A 16,355-nucleotide genomic window follows, 5' to 3' on the forward strand; every position below is an offset into this window, starting at 1 on the left:
GGGGGGGGGGGGGGGGGGCGCGGGGGCGGGGGGGGGGCGCGGGGGGGCGGGGGGGGGGGCCCCCCCCCCCCGGCAGGTGGGCGAGTTGCAGCGGCGGCTGGCCGGCCAGGAAGCCGAGGCGGTGCGGCTGGCGAAGGAGGAGCTGCCGAGGCTGGTGGCCCGGGCCCGGTACGGCGCGTCGATGGACAGCCTGGCCCGGTCGTACCAGGTGCGCGATCCGCTGGCCGCGCCGAAGTTCCGGGGCGCGCTGGAGTCGGTGGTGCGCGGGATCATCGTCGCCGTCGACGACGAGGTGAACCGGCGCGACTCCGCCGAGCGGGCCTTCGTCAACATCGCCCGCCGGGTGCAGGCGATCATCCACCGGCAGGCCAAGGACCTGCGCGAGATGGAGGACCGGCACGGCAACGACCCGGCGGTCTTCGACGACCTGCTGCGCCTGGACCACGGCAACGCGCTGACCGGCCGCCTCGCCGACAGCATCGCCGTCCTGTCCGGCGCCCGCCCCGGCCGTCAGTGGACCAGGCCGGTGGCGCTCTACAGCGTGCTGCGCGGCGGCATGTCGCGCATCCTGGAGTACCAGCGGGTGGACCTGCACCCGGTGGCCCAGGTGTCGGTGATCGGACCGGCCGTCGAGCCGCTGATCCACGCCGTCTCCGAACTGCTCGACAACGCCACCCGCTACTCGCCGCCGCACACCCATGTGCACCTGAGTGCCGCCGAGGTGCAGAGCGGCATAGCGATCGAGATCGAGGACGGCGGCCTCGGCCTGACCGACGAGGCCCGGATCCGCGCCGAGCGCAGTCTGCGCGAGGCCCAGGTCTCCAAGGACCTGGACGACCTCACCGAGTCGCCCCGGCTGGGCTTCGCGGTGGTCGGCCGGCTGTGCCAGGCGTACGGCTTCCAGATCTCGCTGCGCCGCTCCGCCTACGGCGGCGTCCGGGTCGTGCTGGTGGTGCCGCAGGAGTTGGTCACCACCGCGCCCCCGACCGGCCGGGCGCACGGGATCGGCGCGTTCTCCGGCCCCCGGCCGCTCCCGGCGAACCCGCCCAAGTCGGCGGCCCCGTCGCGGCCGTGGGGGGCGCGGGCGGCGACGACCGGCGTGGCGGGGCCGTCCGCCGGACCGTCCTTCGGGGCGTCCGGTCCGTGGGCGCCGAGCGGGCCGGGCCCGGGGGACGACGAGGTGGTGGTGACCGAGCGCACCGCGAACGGCCTGCCGCAGCGGCGGCGGCGCCCGCCGACCCCTCCTGCGGGCTACCCCGGCTCGGCCCGGACCGCCGGACAGTACGGCAACCCGGCCGCGGGGCCCGCCGCGGGCCCCGCCCCGGGGACGGGAGGGCGTCACGCCAAGGAGCCGGTGCAGCCCGGCCTCTGGCTGGAGGCGTTCACCGAGGGGATCAACGGCCATGGGCCGGCCGCGAGTTCGGCCGGTCAGACCAGTGAAGAGACGGCAGGGAAGGGCGAGCAGTGATTCCGCACCGCAGCAACATGGACTGGATCCTCAAGGACCTCGCGGACAGCGTGCCGTACATCCGCCACATCGTCGTACTCTCCGGCGACGGCCTCCGGATCGCTCAGCACGGCACCGATCCGGACACCGCCGACCGGCTCGCCGCCGCCTGCGCCGGGCTGCAGAGCCTGGCCGCGGCGGTGGGGCAGGAGTTCCCGCACGGCGACGGCTCGATGCGGCTGGTGGTGATCGAGGTGGACGGCGGCTTCTTCTACCTGATGGCGGCCGCCTCCCGCGCGTACCTCGCGGTACTCGCCGACGAGGGGGTCGACGCCGGACTGGTGGGCCAGCAGATGCGCGACCTGGTCGCCCGGATCGGCGAGCACCTGGCCACTCCCCCGCGCAACCCCGAGGTGGTCGCGTGAACCGGCCGGAGCGGCGGGCGGTGCGCCGTCCCGGTCGCGACCGGGAGCGGGACCGCGACAGGGACCGCGACCGCCTGACCCGGCACCGCGGAGCGGGCACATGAACGAGCACAGCGAGGCGGGCACATGACGACGGCCGACCAGAACGGGTGGGACGGCCCCGACCCCGCCCGCCTGTACGTGATCACCCGCGGCCGCAGCGGCCCGGCCGGACCGGGCGTCTTCGACCTGGTCACCCTGATCGTCTCCCGCGCGGAGCCGACGCCCACCATGCAGCCCGAGCACGCGGCCATCCTGCGGCTGTGCCGCTCGCCGCTCTCGGTGGCGGAGGTCTCCGCCTACCTCGAACTGCCCACCAGCGTCGTCACCGTGCTGCTGGCGGACCTGCTCGACGACGGGCGGATCGAGGCCCGCGCCGCCGTCCCCAAGGCGGAACTTCCCGACCGTGCCCTGTTGGAGGCGGTGATCCATGGACTTCAAAGGCTCTGACACGGTGGTCGGGCCGGCCGCCTCGGACCTGCTGCCGGACTCCGTCGCGATGGCGGTCAAGGTGGTGATCGTGGGCGGCTTCGGCGTCGGCAAGACGACGCTGGTCGGCTCGGTCAGCGAGATCCGCCCGCTGACCACCGAGGAGACCATGACCCAGGCCGGGGTCGGCGTGGACGACCCCACCGGGGTCGAACGCAAGACCTCCACCACGGTGGCGATGGACTTCGGCCGGATCAGCATCAGCGACCAGCTCGTGCTGTACGTGTTCGGCACCCCCGGGCAGGAGCGGTTCTGGTTCCTCTGGAACGGCCTGTTCGAGGGCGCCCTGGGCGCGGTGGTGCTGGTGGACACCCGCCGGCTGGAGGTCAGCTTCGAGGTGATCGGGCGGCTGGAGGACCGCGGCGTGCCCTTCGTGGTGGCCGTCAACGACTTCCCGGAGGCGCCGGCGCACCCGGTCGACGAGTTGCGGGCCGCCCTCGACCTGCCGCCCGAGGTGCCGATCGTGGCCTGCGACGCGCGCAGCCGCGAGTCCAGCCGGGACACCCTGATGACCCTGATGCGGTACCTGTACGAGCTCGCGGCTCCGACCGCCCGCTGACGACCGCCCGCTGACCGGGCCGGCCATGCCCGCCCGCGCGCCCCGCCTGCCGAACCCCCCGTCCGCACCGCCGACCCCACCCGACCCCGGAGAGCCCGTGAGCACCCCGTTCCCCGACGATGCCGCCCCCACCCCGCCGCCCGGCTGCCCGGCCCACGGGCACGCCCTCGAACCGTTCGGCCCCGGCGGCGTCCGGCGCCTGTACGGGCCGGAGGCCGAGGCCGACCCGGCGGGCCTGTACGAGAAGCTGCGCGCCGAGCACGGCGAGGTGGCCCCGGTCCTGCTGCACGGGGACCTCCCGGCCTGGCTGATCCTCGGCCACGGCGCGAACATCACCGCGATGCGCTCGCCGTCCCTGTTCTCCCGCGACTCCCGCCTCTGGTCGGCGTTCCGCGACGGCGACGTCCCGATGGACTCCCCGCTGATGCCGGTGATCGCCTGGCAGCCGCTGTGCGTGTTCGCGGACGGCGAGGAACACCGGCGGCTGCGCGGCGCCGTGCTGGACGGCCTGAACCGCTTCGACCGGCGCGGCGTGCGCCGCCACGTCCGGCGGTTCACCACCGAGCTGGTGCAGGTGGTCGGGCAGACCGGCCGGGCCGAGCTGGTCACCCAGTTCGCCGAGCACCTGCCGATGCTCGTCATGACCCAGCTGCTCGGCATGCCCGACGAGTACGGACCGCAGCTGGTGAACGCCGCCCGGGACCTGATGAAGGGCACCGAGACGGCCATCGCCAGCAACGAGTACGTGGTGGCGAGCCTGCGCCGGACGATGGCCGCCAAGCGCGAGGACCCGGGCGGCGACCTGGTCACCTGGCTGCTGGAGCACCCGGCCGGGCTGACCGACGACGAGGTGATGGAGCACCTGCGAGTGGTGCTGCTCGCCGCGAACGAGACCACCGTCAACCTGATCGCGGACACCCTGAAGATGGTGCTCACCGACCCCCGGTTCCGCGCCCACCTGTCCGGCGGTCAGATGACCCTGGGCGAGGCGCTGGACCAGGTGCTGTGGGACTCCCCGCCGATGTCGCTGGTGGCCGGCCGCTGGGCGACCGTCGACACCGAACTGGGCGGGCAGCAGATCAGGGCCGGTGACCTGCTGCTGCTCGGACTCGCGGCCGGCAACGTCGACCCGGTCGTCCGGCCCGACCTGGCCACCCCGCTGTACGGCAACCGCTCCCACCTCTCCTTCGGCGCCGGCCCGCACGAGTGCCCCGGCCAGGACATCGGGCGCTCCGTCGCCGAGGCCGGGATCGACATCCTGCTGACCCTCCTGCCGGACCTTCGGCTCGCCGTGCCGGAGGAGGAGCTGACCTGGACCTCCGCCTGGATCTCCCGGCACCTGGTGGAGCTGCCGGTGGAGTTCACCCCGCGCGAGATCGAGCCGCACCCCGACTCCAAGCCGGTCGACGCCCCGGACCCGGCGGCCGTCACCGCACCCGAACCCGCGCCGACGGAAGCGGTGAAAAAGGCGGAGGCGGTGGAGAAGGCGGAGGCACCGGCCGCCGTCCGGATCCCGGCGCAACGGCGCAGCTGGTGGCGGACGTTGACCGGCCTGTTCCAGCGCTGACGAACCGTCGCTAGTGGCGGTCGGTGCGGGGCCGCTGCAGGGTGAAGGTGTCGACCGGGGTGAGGTCCCCGTGCGGGCCGTCGAAGGTGTAGTACGTCACCCGCATCCTGGTCAGACCGCCGCGCCGGTCGCCGGGGTCGACGTCGAAGGCCGCGAAGCCGTGGGTGTGCTGCCGGTCCTGGACGGCGGCCCACGGGGCGTCCTCGGTCAGCCACACGGACTGCCGGTACGGGGCCGGCGGGCGCGGCGCGTCCTCCAGGGCGACGACCACCCGGCCCTTGGGCTCCCCGAACAGGTCGTCCTGGGTGGTGGCGGCGTTGCCGCCGGCGCCGATGACCATGTGGACGGTGCCGCGGCTGGTGTCGACCGTGTGCAGGTCGGTACCGGACGGCACCGGGGTGCGGGTGTCGTTGGGCAGGGTCCCGCGGACGGGGTGGGAGCGCTCGTAGTAGTGCTCGTGGCCGCTGACCACCAGGTCGACCCCGTAGGCGTCGAACAGCGGGCCCCAGGCCTCGCGGATGCCGAGGTCGCTGCCGGCGCCGTGCTGTGAGCTGGAGATCATCGGGTGGTGCATGCAGACCACGATCCAGTCGATCGCCCGGCTGCTCCGCGCCGACCGCAACTCGCGCTCCAGCCAGCGCTGCTGGGCCCCGCCGGAGTAGCCGCGCAGATAGTGGTCGCCGCTGTCCTGGATGGCCACGTCGTCGTTGGCCAGGCTGATGAAGCGCACCGAGCCGACCGTGAAGGCGTACCACATGCCCCGGGTCTCCGCGTCGTCGGCGGCCGCGGAGTCGGGCAGTTCGAAGTAGGTCTGGTAGCCGAGGGCGCCGATCGGGCCGTTGCCGGCCTCGTTCTCGCCGTTGCCGGCGCAGGGCATCCAGGGGCGCAGCCGGGCCGAGCGGCTGTTGTTGATGAACCAGTCGGCCCAGGTCAGCGTGCGGCTCTGGCCGTGCCGGCCGCTGTAGGAGGCGTAGCAGAGGTCTCCGTTGACCAGGTTGAACAGCGGGCCGACGCGTTCGACGGCGGCGACGATGTCGGCGGAGTGCGGGGTGCCGACCTGGCTGCTGGTGAACACCGGGTACTTGCCGAGCGGTGACGGCATGCCGTCGGGGAAGACCACCTGGCGGCGGAGGTTGGGGGTGGCCTGGTCCCCGAAGCTGGTGAAGGTGAAGGGCGCGCGGCCGCGCGGGGCGGTGGTGAAGGAGCCCGGCTCGGGGCTCGCACCGTCGTGGCCGGCGGTGTAGAGGTACGTGGTGGCGGGGCGCAGGCCGGTGAGGCGGGCGTGGTGGACGTACACCTCCTCCTTGCCGAGGGCGTCCCGGTAGGTGCGGGTCTGCGCCTCGACGACCCGGCCGAGGCCGCCGTCCGGTGAGCCGAGCCGGACCTGCGGGCGGCGCACGGACTGCGGGGTGATCCAGGAGACCGTCATGTCGGCGGACGGGTCGGTGCCGAACTGCAGGTGCAGCCCGCTCACGCTGGGCGCCCCGGTCCGGTGCGGGGTGGACTGGAGCAGCGGGCCCGCGGCGGGCCCCGCCGCCTCCTGGCCTGTCTCCGGGCTTGCCTCCGGGCTTGCCTCCGGGCCTGTCTCCGGGTCCGCCGCCGCGGCCGGTTGGGCGGCCGCACCGCCCGCGACCAGCGCGGCGCCGGCCGCGGATGTGCCCTTGAGGATGGACCTGCGTGCGATCGTCATGGAGCTCCGCCTGCCGAGTGGGGGTGTCGACCCGGAGCACTGTACAGACATGTGCATGCAGAAACGATCGATATGACGGACGGTCACCACCGGTACGACGGAGGGCATGCGTCGGCCCCGGCGGGGGTCGGGGGCTCCGCCGGGGCCGGGCGCAGGGAGTCGAGCTCAGGGGGTCGGGCGCAGGGCCCGGGGGTCAGGCGCCGAGAATCAGGCGCCGGGGATCAGGGGCACTGCTTCCAGGCGAGGTGGTAGACGGTGTTGATGCTGCCGTCCGTCGAGTCCATGGTCATGAAGCTGGTGGTGCTGTTCGGGTCCGAGCTGCCGGCGCCGACCCGCAGTTCGGTGTTGATGTTGAAGTTGCGCTCCTCGCCGCAGGGGGCGAAGACCAGGGCGGCGACGTCGACGGTGTCGGTCGCCTGCCAGTTGTCGTCCTTGGGGCCGTTGAAGTGGTGGCTCAGCTGGGCGGTCGCGGGGTCGCCCTGGAAGTAGTAGCTGGCCTGCTGGGTGCCGCTCGCACCCTTCTCCAGGTGGGCGAAGCCGCGGTAGTCGGCGGAGGCGATCGCGTAGGTGAAGCCCTGGGGAACGTGCACCCGCAGGTTGAGCTGACAGTTCTTCCGGAAGTCGGTCGGCTTCGAGCCGACCCCCACCTGGGCGAGGTAGCTGCTGTAGGTCACGGTGAAGGCGGTGTTGTCCGGGGAGACGGCCACGGCGGCCGTCCCCGCCGGGCAGCCGGAGCCGTTGACGGTCGCGACGTCGATGACGATCCGATCCGGCGGCGTCGGGAGCGCGCCGGCGCCGAGGGCCGGCGAGGCGAACAGGGTTGCGGCGATTCCGGTCGTGGCCAGTACACGGAGCAGCATGGGCTTCCCCTTCGATCGTCCACGGAGCCGGGGCCGGCGCGGTCACGTTCCGAGTGCGGTGACAGTCCGAGCGCGTTGGCGCTTCGAGCGCGACCCCGAAGTTGACATGGCTATGTCACCACACTCAGGGCATCCGCGTACAGGGGGTGACGCGCCTCCCGGGTGACCTGCGGGCGTGGGTCCGGCGGTCCGTCGACGGGGCCTCGCATAGTCGGATGGCCAGTCACACCTTCCGATCGTGAGACGAGCCGACGATGTTGCTGCCCCACCGCCGGACCGCCACCGCGGCCCTCGCCCTGTTCCTCGCCCTCCCGGGCTGCGGCGCCCCGGACACCGCCCCGCCGCCCGCCGCCACGGCGACGCCCACCGCAACCGGGCCGCGACCGTTCACCCTGGTCGCCACCGGGGACGTCCTGCCGCACACCGAGATCATCCAGCAGGCCAAGGAGGACGCCGGCGGGAGCGGATACGACTTCACCGCCATGCTCGCCGGCATCAAACCACTGGCCAGCGGCGCCGACCTGGCCATCTGCCACATGGAGACGGTCTACGGCGCCGACGGCGGACCGTACACCGGCTACCCGACCTTCAAGTCCCCGCCGCACGTCGCCCGGGCCCTCAAGGACACGGGCTACGCCTCCTGCGACACCGCCTCCAACCACACCCTCGACGACGGCCCCGCCGGGATCAGACGCACCCTCGACGCCATGGACGCCGTCGGCCTCGCCCACACCGGCTCCGCCCGGACGGCCGACGAGGCCGGCCGGCCCGCCCTGCTCCGGGCCGGCGGCGCCACCGTCGCCCACCTCGCCTACACCTACGGGACCAATGACATCGCGCCGCCCGAGGGCCAGCCCTGGGCGGTCAACCTGATCGACCGGGACCGGATCCTCGCCGACGCGCGCGCCGCCCGGGCGGACGGCGCGGACCTCGTGGTGGTCAGCGTCCACTGGGGCACCGAGTGGCAGGACGCGCCGAACGAGCAGCAGCTCACCCTCGCCCGCGAGTTGGCCGTCGAACCGGCGCCCGGACAACCCGACATCGACCTGATCCTCGGCACCCACGCCCACATCCCGCAGGCCTACGAGAAGATCGGCGACACCTGGACGGTCTACGGCCTCGGCGACCAGCTCGCCGGACACATGTTCACCTACGACGGCGCCGAGGACCCACGCGGCAACTGGAGCTCCCTCGCCCGTTTCACCGTCACCCCGCCTGCCCGGCCGGGGCTGCGCTGGACGGTGAGCCGCGCCGAGTTCGTCCCGCAGATCACCGACCTCGGGCCGCCCTACCGGGTGCTCGACCTGCGCGAGGCCGTCCGCCGCAACCCCGGCCGCGCCGACTACGCCCGCGCCCTGGAGCACATCCGCTCGGTGGTGCTCAGCCGGGACGCGGGCGCGGCGGGGCTCACCATGGCGCCGTTAAGCCGTTAAGCCGTAGGGCAGTTAAGCCGTTGGGCAGTTAAGCCGCAAGGCCGTTACGGCTTGCGGCCCAGCCCCGCGTAGGCCGCCACCTCGTGGTCGCCGAGCACCGGGCCCTCGCCCAGCTCCGGGTGCCAGCGGTTGATCAGCACCACGCCCGGGTCGTCCAGTTCCAGCCCGGCGAAGAAGCGCTCGACGCCCGCGCGGGGGCGCAGGTGGTTCTCGATTCCGGCCTCCGAGTAGCGGCGGGAGCCGATCGCGACCAGGTCTGGAATCGAGTCGGCGGTGCCGGCGGTCAGCGCGAGGAAGCTGCCGGAGGGCAGGGCGTCGACCAGCGTGCGGACCGGCGGGTGCGCGGCCTCGTCGGAGAGGAAGTGCACGATGTTGATCAGCGTCAGCGCGATCGGCCGGTCGAGGTCCAGGGTGGCGGCCACCGCGGGATCGGCGAGGAACCTCCCCGGCTCGCGCAGGTCGCCCTCGACGTAGGCGGTGCGGCCCTCGGGGGTGCTGGTGAGCAGCGCGCGCGAGTGGGCGAGCACGATCGGGTCGTTGTCGACGTACACCACCCGGCAGGACGGGTCGACGGCCTGGACGACCTCGTGCAGGTTGGGCGTGGTGGGGATGCCGGTGCCGACGTCCAGGAACTGGCGGACGCCGTGCACCTCGACCAGCCGGCGGACCATCCGGTGCATCACCGCGCGGGCCTCGACGGTGGCGGCGCGCGAGCCGGGCCACTCCCCGAGGATGCGGTCGCCGACCTCGCGGTCCACCGGGAAGTTGGTCTTGCCGCCGAGCAGGTAGTCGTAGACCCGGGCCGGGTGCGCGCGGTCGGTGCGCAGGTCCACCTGCGGCGCCTCCTCGAACCGGACCCCGGTCAGCCAGCCGTCCGGACCGCTGTTCTCCATGTCTTGCCCTTCCGCACGTTCGTTCCCGTCCCACTCAACCACAGGAGGTGATCGAACGTCAGCCGCTTTGGGACGGTACCCGACCGCTGCGCGCCTTGACCGCCGGAGCCCCCACGGCGGCGACGAAGGACGGCACCCGCAGGGCGGTGACGAGGCCGAGCGCCGGGCCCAGCGTGCAGAGGGTGACGTAGCCGGGGATCAGGCCGAGCCGGTGGTGGTCGTGCAGCCACTCGGCGAGCAGCGGGAAGGAGCCGCCGAACGCGGCGATGGTGGCCGCGTTGACCACGCCGAGGCCGAGGGCGCGGACCTCCGTCGGGAACAGCAGGCCGGTGAAGACGTTGAGCGTCCCGAGCACCGTCGCCACCAGCATCCCCAGCAGCACGGCGACGAGCTGGAACGGCAGCCAGCCCTGCCGCAGCCCGATCAGCAGGACCGGGACCAGCAGCACCGGCAGCGCGAACCCGGCCCGGGCCACCGGCAGCAGGCCGAAGCGGTCGGCGGCGGCGCCGCTGAGCAGCATGGTGGCCAGCACCACCGCGAGCACCACGGTCATGAAGGAGGTCGCCTCCTCCCGGTCGACCACCCCGTAGGCGGCGGCGTACTGCGGCAGGTAGACCAGGGCGAAGTAGTAACCGACCGTCCCGCCCAGGGTGTTGAGGAAGACGGTGAGCACCGCCCAGCGGTGCTCGCGCAGCACCCGCAGGAACGGCGGGCGGGCACCCGTCGACTCCGCCCGGGCGCGGCGGAACTCCGCGCTCTCCGGGGCCGCCCGGCGCACCCAGACGGCGGCCAGCCCGAGCAGCGCCGCGACCACGAAGGCCCAGCGCCAACCACCGTTGGTCACACCGGACTTGCCGAGGGTGTGCAGCAGCAGCGCGAGCACCCCGTAGGAGAGCAGCGAGCCGACGATGATCCCGCCGTAGGAGACCGAGCTGAACGCGAAGCGGTGCCGGGGCGGGGCCGTCTCGGTCACGTACGCGGCGACGCTGGGCGCCTCCCCGCCGAAGGCCAGCCCCTGCACCACCCGTGCGGCGACGGCCAGGACCGCCGCCCAGGCGCCGATCGTCCGCTGGTCCGGCAGCACGGCGATGCCGAGGCTGGCGGCGGCGATCACGGACATGCCGAGGGTCAGGGCGAAGCGCCGCCCCCGGGTGTCGCTGAGCCGCCCGATCAGGTACGAGCCGACCGGCCGGGCGACGAACCCGACCGCGAAGGTCGCGTACGCCCCGAGCAGGCCGCTGACCCCGCCCTTGCCGTGCCCGAAGAGGTCCGCCGCGAAGTACGGGGCGAGGACGGCGTAGATGTTCCAGTCGAAGGACTCGACCACCGAGCCCACCGTGGCGGCGGCCAACTCCCGTCGCCTCCGGCCGGCTTGCGGCTCCTCGGGCGGCGGGGTGGTTCCGGTCCGATCTGTCATGGCCTCAGCATGGCACCGATCGGGGTGCCGCGGTATCGGACGCGGCGAGGTCCGCCGCCCCCGGCGGGCCGGCGCTACCGGCCGGGGTGGTGCTACCGGCCGGGGTGGTGGACGAAGCGGTAGGTCTCGCGGTCCAGTTCGGTGACCTCCACGCCGATCGCGGCGGGCACGTCGAGGCGGGCCTGAAGCGCGGCGAGCACCCGGGCCGTCAGCTCGGCGCGCTGCGCAGTGCTGCGGCCGGCCAGGATCTTGATCTCCACCAGCACCGCCGCGCGCCCGTCCGCCCCGTCGCCGACCACGTGGCGCCCGGCCGGGCGGAACAGCGTCTTGCAGTCCGCCACGGTGGTGTCGATCACCTCGGCGATCAGCCGGTGGACCTCCTCGGCGAAGCCCGCCTGGTCGAGGGCGAGGCCGGCGGAGTGGTCGACCAGGATCTGCGGCACGGAAACCTCCCGGGAGACGGAGCCCCCGTCGGGCCCCTCGGACAGTGCCGCGACGCTACCGCGCGCGGCCGCACGACCCTCGGGCAGGGCGCTCACCGAGGTGTGACACGGCGACGGCGCGGCGCTCCCGGGCCCCCGGTTGCGCCGGGGGTACCGGGAGCCCTGGAGCGTGAACAGCGTGGTCAGCAGCCAAAGTTGATCAGGCGGAAGGTCACGTAGTGGTCGCCGGTGTAGTAGTCCTCGCGGGTGCGCTGGCCGGTGACGACCCGGCGGGTGCCGCGGGTCGGCGAGCCAGGCGTCACCACGGTGTACTCGTGGTAGTAGCCGTAGGACTGGCTCGGCAGCACGCGCTCCTTGTTCTGGAACACCACGCCGTCCTGGCTGTACGGGAAGGGCCCGCCGGAGGCGATCAGGTTGAGCGTGGTGCGCGCCTGCGACGGCAGGGCGGACAGGCACACCGAGCCGCTCACCGCGGCGTGCGCCTCGGTGGCGACCGCGACGGGCGCGAGGGTCATCAGGGCGACGGCGGTGACGGCGGCGGCGCGGGACTTCCACGCGCGTAGAGTTCGGGTCATGACAACCAGCATGGCGACCGGCCCGGCCCGCCGAAAGCCCTGATCCAACTCTTCATCTCGGGTCAACTCGACGTATTCGCAACAGACTTGACCTGGAAAGCAGCCGGGCCAGGCTGAGGCCGGACACGCCTGCGCCACCGGGGCGTTCACCGCCCCGGTGGCGCGTCCGGCGTCTCGGCGTCAGCCCCGGGGCAGGGCCAGGGACTGAACGGCCGGCAGCTTGCGCCAGTCGCTGGAGACGATGCTGGCGTGCGCCCGGGCCAGTTGCTCGGTGCGGGCGCGGGCCTGCTCGGCCGTCGGGTCGGTGGCACTGATGGCGGGCGCCACGTTGTGCGCGTCCGTCATGACCAGCAGGTAGTGCGAGCGGTCGTACCACGCGGTGTCGACGCCGTTGAGGTACGTGGCGGCGTCGCCGTCGAAGACCACGAACCAGGGCCGGATCCCGGCGTCCGCGCCCGTGTACGCGCTGCGCGGGTCGCCGGTCTTGGCACCGTGCACGGCGGGGAACAGCTGGGCGTCGCCGATCCGGCCCGCGGCGGCGAGGTCGCGCAGGTGGCGGCCGTACTCGACATCGGTGTGCAGGGTGTCGAAGGGGTTGCTCTCCTCGACCGTCCCCGGGATCGCGTACAGCAGGACCTTTCCGGCCAGCGCCGCGCGGCTCGGCCAGTTGCCGGCCCGCACCGCCTCGTCCACGCCGGCGTACGAGCCGCCGCCCGGCTTGGCGAGCAGGTCGGCGGGGCGCAGCACGGCCGGGCCCAGGTGGGCGGCGATCAGCGTGTCCAGTTCCGTCGGCCCCATGCCGAGGTTGGCGGAGAAGCCCGCCTTCAGCTCCAGCTTGACGACCAGCGGGCCGGCGCCGGGGTGGGCGCCGAGCCAGACCCGGACGTCGTCGAGGCAGTTCTCCAGGTTCTTGTTGGCGCCGCCGCTGTAGAGCTGCGCCGGGGTGCTGGCGGCGGTGCAGTTGTTGGAGTTGCCGAGCGGGTTGGAGTGGCTGACCTTCCACTCCTTGGTGACGATGTCCGTCCAGATGTCCAGCTCGATCATCCCGGTGCCGGTGTCGAGCCCCTGGGCGAGGTACGGGTAGGCGGCCGGGTCGTAGGTGTTGTGCAGGCCGACGGTGGTGGCCGAGCCGAACGGCAGGTCCGCCGGGCCGCTCGCGGCCGCGTCCTGCGCCGCGTCGGCGGTCGCCGGTATCAGGGCCGCGGCAGCGGCGAGCAGGCCGGCCGCCAGGATGGCGGCGGCGGTGCGGCGTACGGTCACAGGTACTGTCCCCCCAAGTGCGGATGTGCCTCCGGCCGCCCCTCCCGGACGGTCGGACGAAGCATCGCCCACCAGGGCGAGCTTCGGGTGAAGAAGACACGACAATAGCGTGACGGCTGTACCGCTCCCGCCCGGGTTAGCGTGGGCCGTCCAGCAGGCGCGGCCCGGTCCGCGCCGGAGCACCGAGCACCGGAGGAACTCCCGTGTCCCTGGTCCGCGTCCACAACTTCTCGATCTCGCTCGACGGCTACGGAACGGGCGAGGGGCAGAGCCTCGACTCGCCGTTCGGCCACGCCGGCGACCGGCTGCACGGCTGGTTCTTCCAGACCCGGACCTTCCGGCGGATGCACGGCCGGGAGGGCGACACCGGCGGCGACACCGGTGTCGACGACGCGATGGCCCGCACCTGGAGCGACGGCATCGGCGCGGAGATCATGGGGCGCAACAAGTTCGGCCCGCAGCGCGGCCCGTGGCAGGACCACGAGTGGCAGGGCTGGTGGGGGCCGGAGCCGGTGTTCCGCACCCCGGTCTTCGTCCTCACCCACCACCCGCGCCCCACGCTGGAGATGGTGGGCGGGACGACCTTCCACTTCCTCGACGCCACGCCCGAGGAGGCACTGCGCCAGGCCCGGGAGGCCGCCGACGGGAAGGACGTCCGGATCGGCGGCGGCCCGAGCACCGTCCGGGCCTTCCTGGCGGCGGACCTGATCGACCACCTGCACCTGGTGGTGGTGCCGATCGTCCTCGGCCGCGGCGAGCGGCTCTGGGACGGGCTCGAAGGCCTGGAACAGCGCTTCCGCACCGAGGCGGTGACCAGTCCGAGCGGCGTCACCCACCTCACCTTCACCCGGCGGTGACCGGTCGGTAGCCGAAGGCGGTGGCCTCCCCGTACCTGCGGGGAGGCCACCGTCACACCCGGACCGGACGGACCCGGACCGTCAGACCTATCAGACCCGGTCGGCCGCGATCAGGACGTACTGGAAGGAACCGTCCCTGTAGGAGTTGATGAACGCCTCCTCGATGCCGGTGACCAGCGAGGAGGTGGCGCGCAGCTCCCAGTAGGGCAGGGTGGCGGGGGTCAGGTCGATGACGGCCTGCGGCACCAGCCGGTTGTCGGCCATGGCCCGCAGGTACTCCCGGCGGGAGTGGATGTTGCACTCGAAGTGCGCGTTGATCTGCGAGACCCACTTGGACGGCTGCCCGTAGGCGGGGTTCCAGCAGCCGGTGACGGTCACGTACCGGCCGCCGACGGCGAGGATCCGGGAGTGCTCGGCGAACAGGTCGTGCAGGTCGACGTACATGCTGGACTCGTTGTTCCACGAGCCCGCCACCTGGCCGGTCTCGAACGGCATGTCGAGCATGTTGCAGACCTGCGAGCGGACGAAGTCGCCGATGCCCAGCTCGCGGGCCCGGTTGTTGCCGAACTCGGCCTGCTTGGCGGAGAGCGTGACGCCCTGGACCCGGCAGCCGAAGCGCTGGTGGGCCATCACCATCGAGCCGCCGCGGCCGCAGCCGGCGTCCACCAGGGTGGCGTCGGACGGAACCGCGCCCAGATGGTCGAGGAGCAGCTCGGCCTGCGCGGACTCCAGGCGGTGCAGCTCGGTGATCACCTTCTTCTCGCGCTCGCTGTCGGCCGGGTCGCCGATGGCGGCCTGGTCGACGTCGCCGATGCCGTAGTGGTGGTGGTAGAGGCCGTCCACGTCGCCGAGGCGAAGGTTGACCGGCCGTGCCTCGTGGTCCCAGTAGCGTGCGATGTCGCCCTGGTAGGGAGTCGCCGGCCCGGGGATGGCGGCGTTGTCGGCGGGGGTGGTGATGTCGTCGGTCAGGGACATGCGTCAGCTCCTAGCGGGTGATCAACGGAAGAGGGATGGCTGCCGGAAACGGTGGTTACCAGAAGTCGGGCAGGGTGTAGCGGAAGGAGTTGGTCCGGTGCCAGAAGTGGTTGCCATCGACCCACGCGGACACACCGCGCAGGAACCGTACGAGGGTCGGGACGGGGCAGGCCGCGGCCAGCGCGGCCGCCTCGGCCTCGAAGGCGTGCATCAGGTCGTTGTGGACCTCGACCGCCTTGAGGTAGCCGTCCCGGTGCGAGCAGTCCTCGCGTTCGGCGATCACCACGGGCAGGTTCAGGTGCACTCCGGGAATGGACAGCTCCTTGGTGTACGAGTACAGGTCGTTGACGATGGTGGTGGCGTTGCCGGCCAGGGCGATCACGCGCTGCATGGCGGGTAGCGCGTGCAGTTCGGCCGGCAGCTCGTAGCCGCCGACGGTGTCCGTGATCGTCGGGCAGGGGCGGAAGTTGTTGAACTGGCGCATCGCCAGGTACTCCCACACCTGCGGGACGTGCTCGGTCTCGGCCCACGACGCCTCGGCGAGGTACCCGAGGTGCAGCCGCGCCATGTCGTGCCGGAACCGGTCCGCCTGGGAGGGCGTGGAGGCCCGGGTGAAGTACTCCATCGCGGAGCGGTACGCCCGGCGGGGGGCGTCCTCGTACAGCGAGGCCTCCCACTCCGGGTGGTACTCCGGCGTGGTGTGCAGCGGGTCGAGCGCGGTGTGCGCCAGTAGCAGGCGCCCGCCGAGGCCGACCGGTGAGCCGCCGTGGTCCTCGCAGTAGCAGTCGTCGACCGCGTTCTCGGCGACCATCAGGCGGGCGGCGAGCATCAGGTGGTCGACGCTGGGCGCGTCGGGGTGGCAGGCCACCATGTAGCGGCCGGTCGAGAAGCCGTCGAACTGCTTCTCCCAGTCCGGCGGGTACAGCTCGACCTCGTCCAGCGCCCAGGCCTTGATCCTGAGGCTCAGTTCCTCCACCCGCACCGGGTCGGGCTCGGCCACCGGGTGGTGGTAGAGGCCCGGGATGGCGTCGCCGGGCTTCGGCTTGGAACCACCCGGCTTGGAACCGCCCGGCTTCGAACCGCCCGGGGAGGGGCTGTCGGACGCGGGGACGCCGGGCACGGAGGTGTTGAGTGCGGGCGCGCTCGGGGCGGGGGCGCTCTGCGCCAGGTTCAGGCCCGCGGTGCCCAGGCCGCTCGGACCGCGCAGGATCCGCTCCATCGCCGAGGAGCTCATGACCCCACCGCCGCGGCGGCAGTGCGCTCGAAGGGTGTCCCCGCTCTGGTGCACAGGGGCATGGAGCCTCCTCTGACTCTGATGAAGGATCGCAAGATATGACGGCTCGTCACCTGGCCGACGGCGTGGGCGGTCTTCGAACGCGCCCCCGTCTCGCTCGGTTCACAACCGTAGGTGCGGGGGCCGGTTCGG

General features: G+C 73.1%; 16 protein-coding genes. 7 read left to right on the forward strand and 9 right to left on the reverse strand.

The window, feature by feature from the left end; all coding sequences use genetic code 11:
- The first annotated feature begins 76 nt into the window (after positions 1-76).
- From ACFV61_RS20000 to ACFV61_RS20020, 5 genes are all read left to right on the forward strand, one after another.
- On the forward strand, positions 77-1,468 hold the full coding sequence (locus tag ACFV61_RS20000) for an ATP-binding protein (protein ID WP_380493014.1): 1,392 nt from the start codon (positions 77-79) through the stop codon (positions 1,466-1,468).
- Between the two features lie 17 nt (positions 1,469-1,485).
- Positions 1,486-1,872 (forward strand): roadblock/LC7 domain-containing protein, encoded by a 387-nt coding sequence (locus ACFV61_RS20005; protein ID WP_208869028.1) that lies wholly within the window; start codon positions 1,486-1,488, stop codon positions 1,870-1,872.
- A gap of 126 nt (positions 1,873-1,998) precedes the next feature.
- On the forward strand, positions 1,999-2,361 hold the full coding sequence (locus ACFV61_RS20010; protein ID WP_380427596.1) for a DUF742 domain-containing protein: 363 nt from the start codon (positions 1,999-2,001) through the stop codon (positions 2,359-2,361).
- Positions 2,342-2,959, forward strand: coding sequence for an ATP/GTP-binding protein (locus ACFV61_RS20015; RefSeq protein WP_063345929.1), 618 nt, complete (start codon positions 2,342-2,344; stop codon positions 2,957-2,959). The genes ACFV61_RS20010 and ACFV61_RS20015 overlap by 20 nt, the downstream gene beginning before the upstream one ends.
- Positions 2,960-3,056: 97 nt before the next feature.
- Positions 3,057-4,526 (forward strand): cytochrome P450, encoded by a 1,470-nt coding sequence (locus ACFV61_RS20020; protein WP_380493016.1) that lies wholly within the window; start codon positions 3,057-3,059, stop codon positions 4,524-4,526.
- A gap of 10 nt (positions 4,527-4,536) precedes the next feature.
- Here ACFV61_RS20020 and ACFV61_RS20025 read toward each other — a convergent pair whose 3' ends face one another.
- Positions 4,537-6,216, reverse strand: a complete 1,680-nt coding sequence (locus tag ACFV61_RS20025; protein ID WP_380493018.1) for a purple acid phosphatase family protein — start codon at positions 6,214-6,216, stop codon at positions 4,537-4,539.
- A gap of 221 nt (positions 6,217-6,437) precedes the next feature.
- Complete coding sequence (locus ACFV61_RS20030; protein ID WP_063345932.1) at positions 6,438-7,076, reverse strand: DUF4360 domain-containing protein; 639 nt, start codon at positions 7,074-7,076, stop codon at positions 6,438-6,440.
- A gap of 254 nt (positions 7,077-7,330) precedes the next feature.
- Between ACFV61_RS20030 and ACFV61_RS20035 the strand changes: the two genes are divergently transcribed.
- Complete coding sequence (locus ACFV61_RS20035) at positions 7,331-8,509, forward strand: CapA family protein (RefSeq protein WP_380493020.1); 1,179 nt, start codon at positions 7,331-7,333, stop codon at positions 8,507-8,509.
- Positions 8,510-8,553: 44 nt separating this feature from the next.
- Here ACFV61_RS20035 and ACFV61_RS20040 read toward each other — a convergent pair whose 3' ends face one another.
- From ACFV61_RS20040 to ACFV61_RS20060, 5 genes are all read right to left on the reverse strand, one after another.
- Complete coding sequence (locus tag ACFV61_RS20040) at positions 8,554-9,402, reverse strand: SAM-dependent methyltransferase (RefSeq protein ID WP_063345934.1); 849 nt, start codon at positions 9,400-9,402, stop codon at positions 8,554-8,556.
- A gap of 58 nt (positions 9,403-9,460) precedes the next feature.
- Positions 9,461-10,819, reverse strand: coding sequence for an MFS transporter (locus tag ACFV61_RS20045; protein WP_079135317.1), 1,359 nt, complete (start codon positions 10,817-10,819; stop codon positions 9,461-9,463).
- Positions 10,820-10,911: 92 nt separating this feature from the next.
- The gene (locus tag ACFV61_RS20050; protein ID WP_380493022.1) at positions 10,912-11,262 is read right to left on the reverse strand and encodes a 5-carboxymethyl-2-hydroxymuconate Delta-isomerase; all 351 of its coding nucleotides are present in this window, start codon (positions 11,260-11,262) and stop codon (positions 10,912-10,914) included.
- Between the two features lie 182 nt (positions 11,263-11,444).
- Positions 11,445-11,777 carry a ribonuclease domain-containing protein gene (locus tag ACFV61_RS20055; protein ID WP_244293569.1) on the reverse strand — a complete coding sequence of 111 codons (333 nt, stop codon included), beginning with the start codon at positions 11,775-11,777 and terminating at the stop codon, positions 11,445-11,447.
- Between the two features lie 240 nt (positions 11,778-12,017).
- Positions 12,018-13,097 (reverse strand): phosphatidylinositol-specific phospholipase C domain-containing protein, encoded by a 1,080-nt coding sequence (locus tag ACFV61_RS20060; protein WP_380493024.1) that lies wholly within the window; start codon positions 13,095-13,097, stop codon positions 12,018-12,020.
- Positions 13,098-13,300: 203 nt separating this feature from the next.
- On the opposite strand from ACFV61_RS20060, the gene ACFV61_RS20065 reads away from it, so the two are divergent.
- Entirely contained in the window at positions 13,301-13,954 is a 654-nt protein-coding gene (locus ACFV61_RS20065; protein WP_380493026.1) for a dihydrofolate reductase family protein, read from the forward strand.
- A gap of 90 nt (positions 13,955-14,044) precedes the next feature.
- Here ACFV61_RS20065 and ACFV61_RS20070 read toward each other — a convergent pair whose 3' ends face one another.
- The gene (locus ACFV61_RS20070; protein WP_063345938.1) at positions 14,045-14,929 is read right to left on the reverse strand and encodes a geranyl diphosphate 2-C-methyltransferase; all 885 of its coding nucleotides are present in this window, start codon (positions 14,927-14,929) and stop codon (positions 14,045-14,047) included.
- A 55-nt stretch (positions 14,930-14,984) separates the two neighbouring features.
- A complete protein-coding gene (locus tag ACFV61_RS20075) occupies positions 14,985-16,253 on the reverse strand; it encodes a family 2 encapsulin nanocompartment cargo protein terpene cyclase (protein ID WP_380493042.1) in 1,269 nt (422 codons plus the stop codon).
- Positions 16,254-16,355 lie beyond the last annotated feature (102 nt).

This window comes from Kitasatospora sp. NPDC059817 (assembly GCF_042731835.1).
GTDB lineage: Bacteria > Actinomycetota > Actinomycetes > Streptomycetales > Streptomycetaceae > Kitasatospora.

Bases quoted from the DNA above. Each gene is read 5' to 3' on its own strand.
- ACFV61_RS20025 (WP_380493018.1), bottom strand. From the start codon at position 6,216: ATGACGATCGCACGCAGGTCCATCCTCAAGGGCACATCCGCGGCCGGC.
- ACFV61_RS20015 (WP_063345929.1), top strand. From the start codon at position 2,342: ATGGACTTCAAAGGCTCTGACACGGTGGTCGGGCCGGCCGCCTCGGAC.
- ACFV61_RS20070 (WP_063345938.1), bottom strand. From the start codon at position 14,929: ATGTCCCTGACCGACGACATCACCACCCCCGCCGACAACGCCGCCATC.
- ACFV61_RS20010 (WP_380427596.1), top strand. From the start codon at position 1,999: ATGACGACGGCCGACCAGAACGGGTGGGACGGCCCCGACCCCGCCCGC.
- ACFV61_RS20055 (WP_244293569.1), bottom strand. From the start codon at position 11,777: ATGACCCTCGCGCCCGTCGCGGTCGCCACCGAGGCGCACGCCGCGGTG.
- ACFV61_RS20045 (WP_079135317.1), bottom strand. From the start codon at position 10,819: ATGACAGATCGGACCGGAACCACCCCGCCGCCCGAGGAGCCGCAAGCC.
- ACFV61_RS20040 (WP_063345934.1), bottom strand. From the start codon at position 9,402: ATGGAGAACAGCGGTCCGGACGGCTGGCTGACCGGGGTCCGGTTCGAG.
- ACFV61_RS20030 (WP_063345932.1), bottom strand. From the start codon at position 7,076: ATGCTGCTCCGTGTACTGGCCACGACCGGAATCGCCGCAACCCTGTTC.
- ACFV61_RS20035 (WP_380493020.1), top strand. From the start codon at position 7,331: ATGTTGCTGCCCCACCGCCGGACCGCCACCGCGGCCCTCGCCCTGTTC.
- ACFV61_RS20005 (WP_208869028.1), top strand. From the start codon at position 1,486: ATGGACTGGATCCTCAAGGACCTCGCGGACAGCGTGCCGTACATCCGC.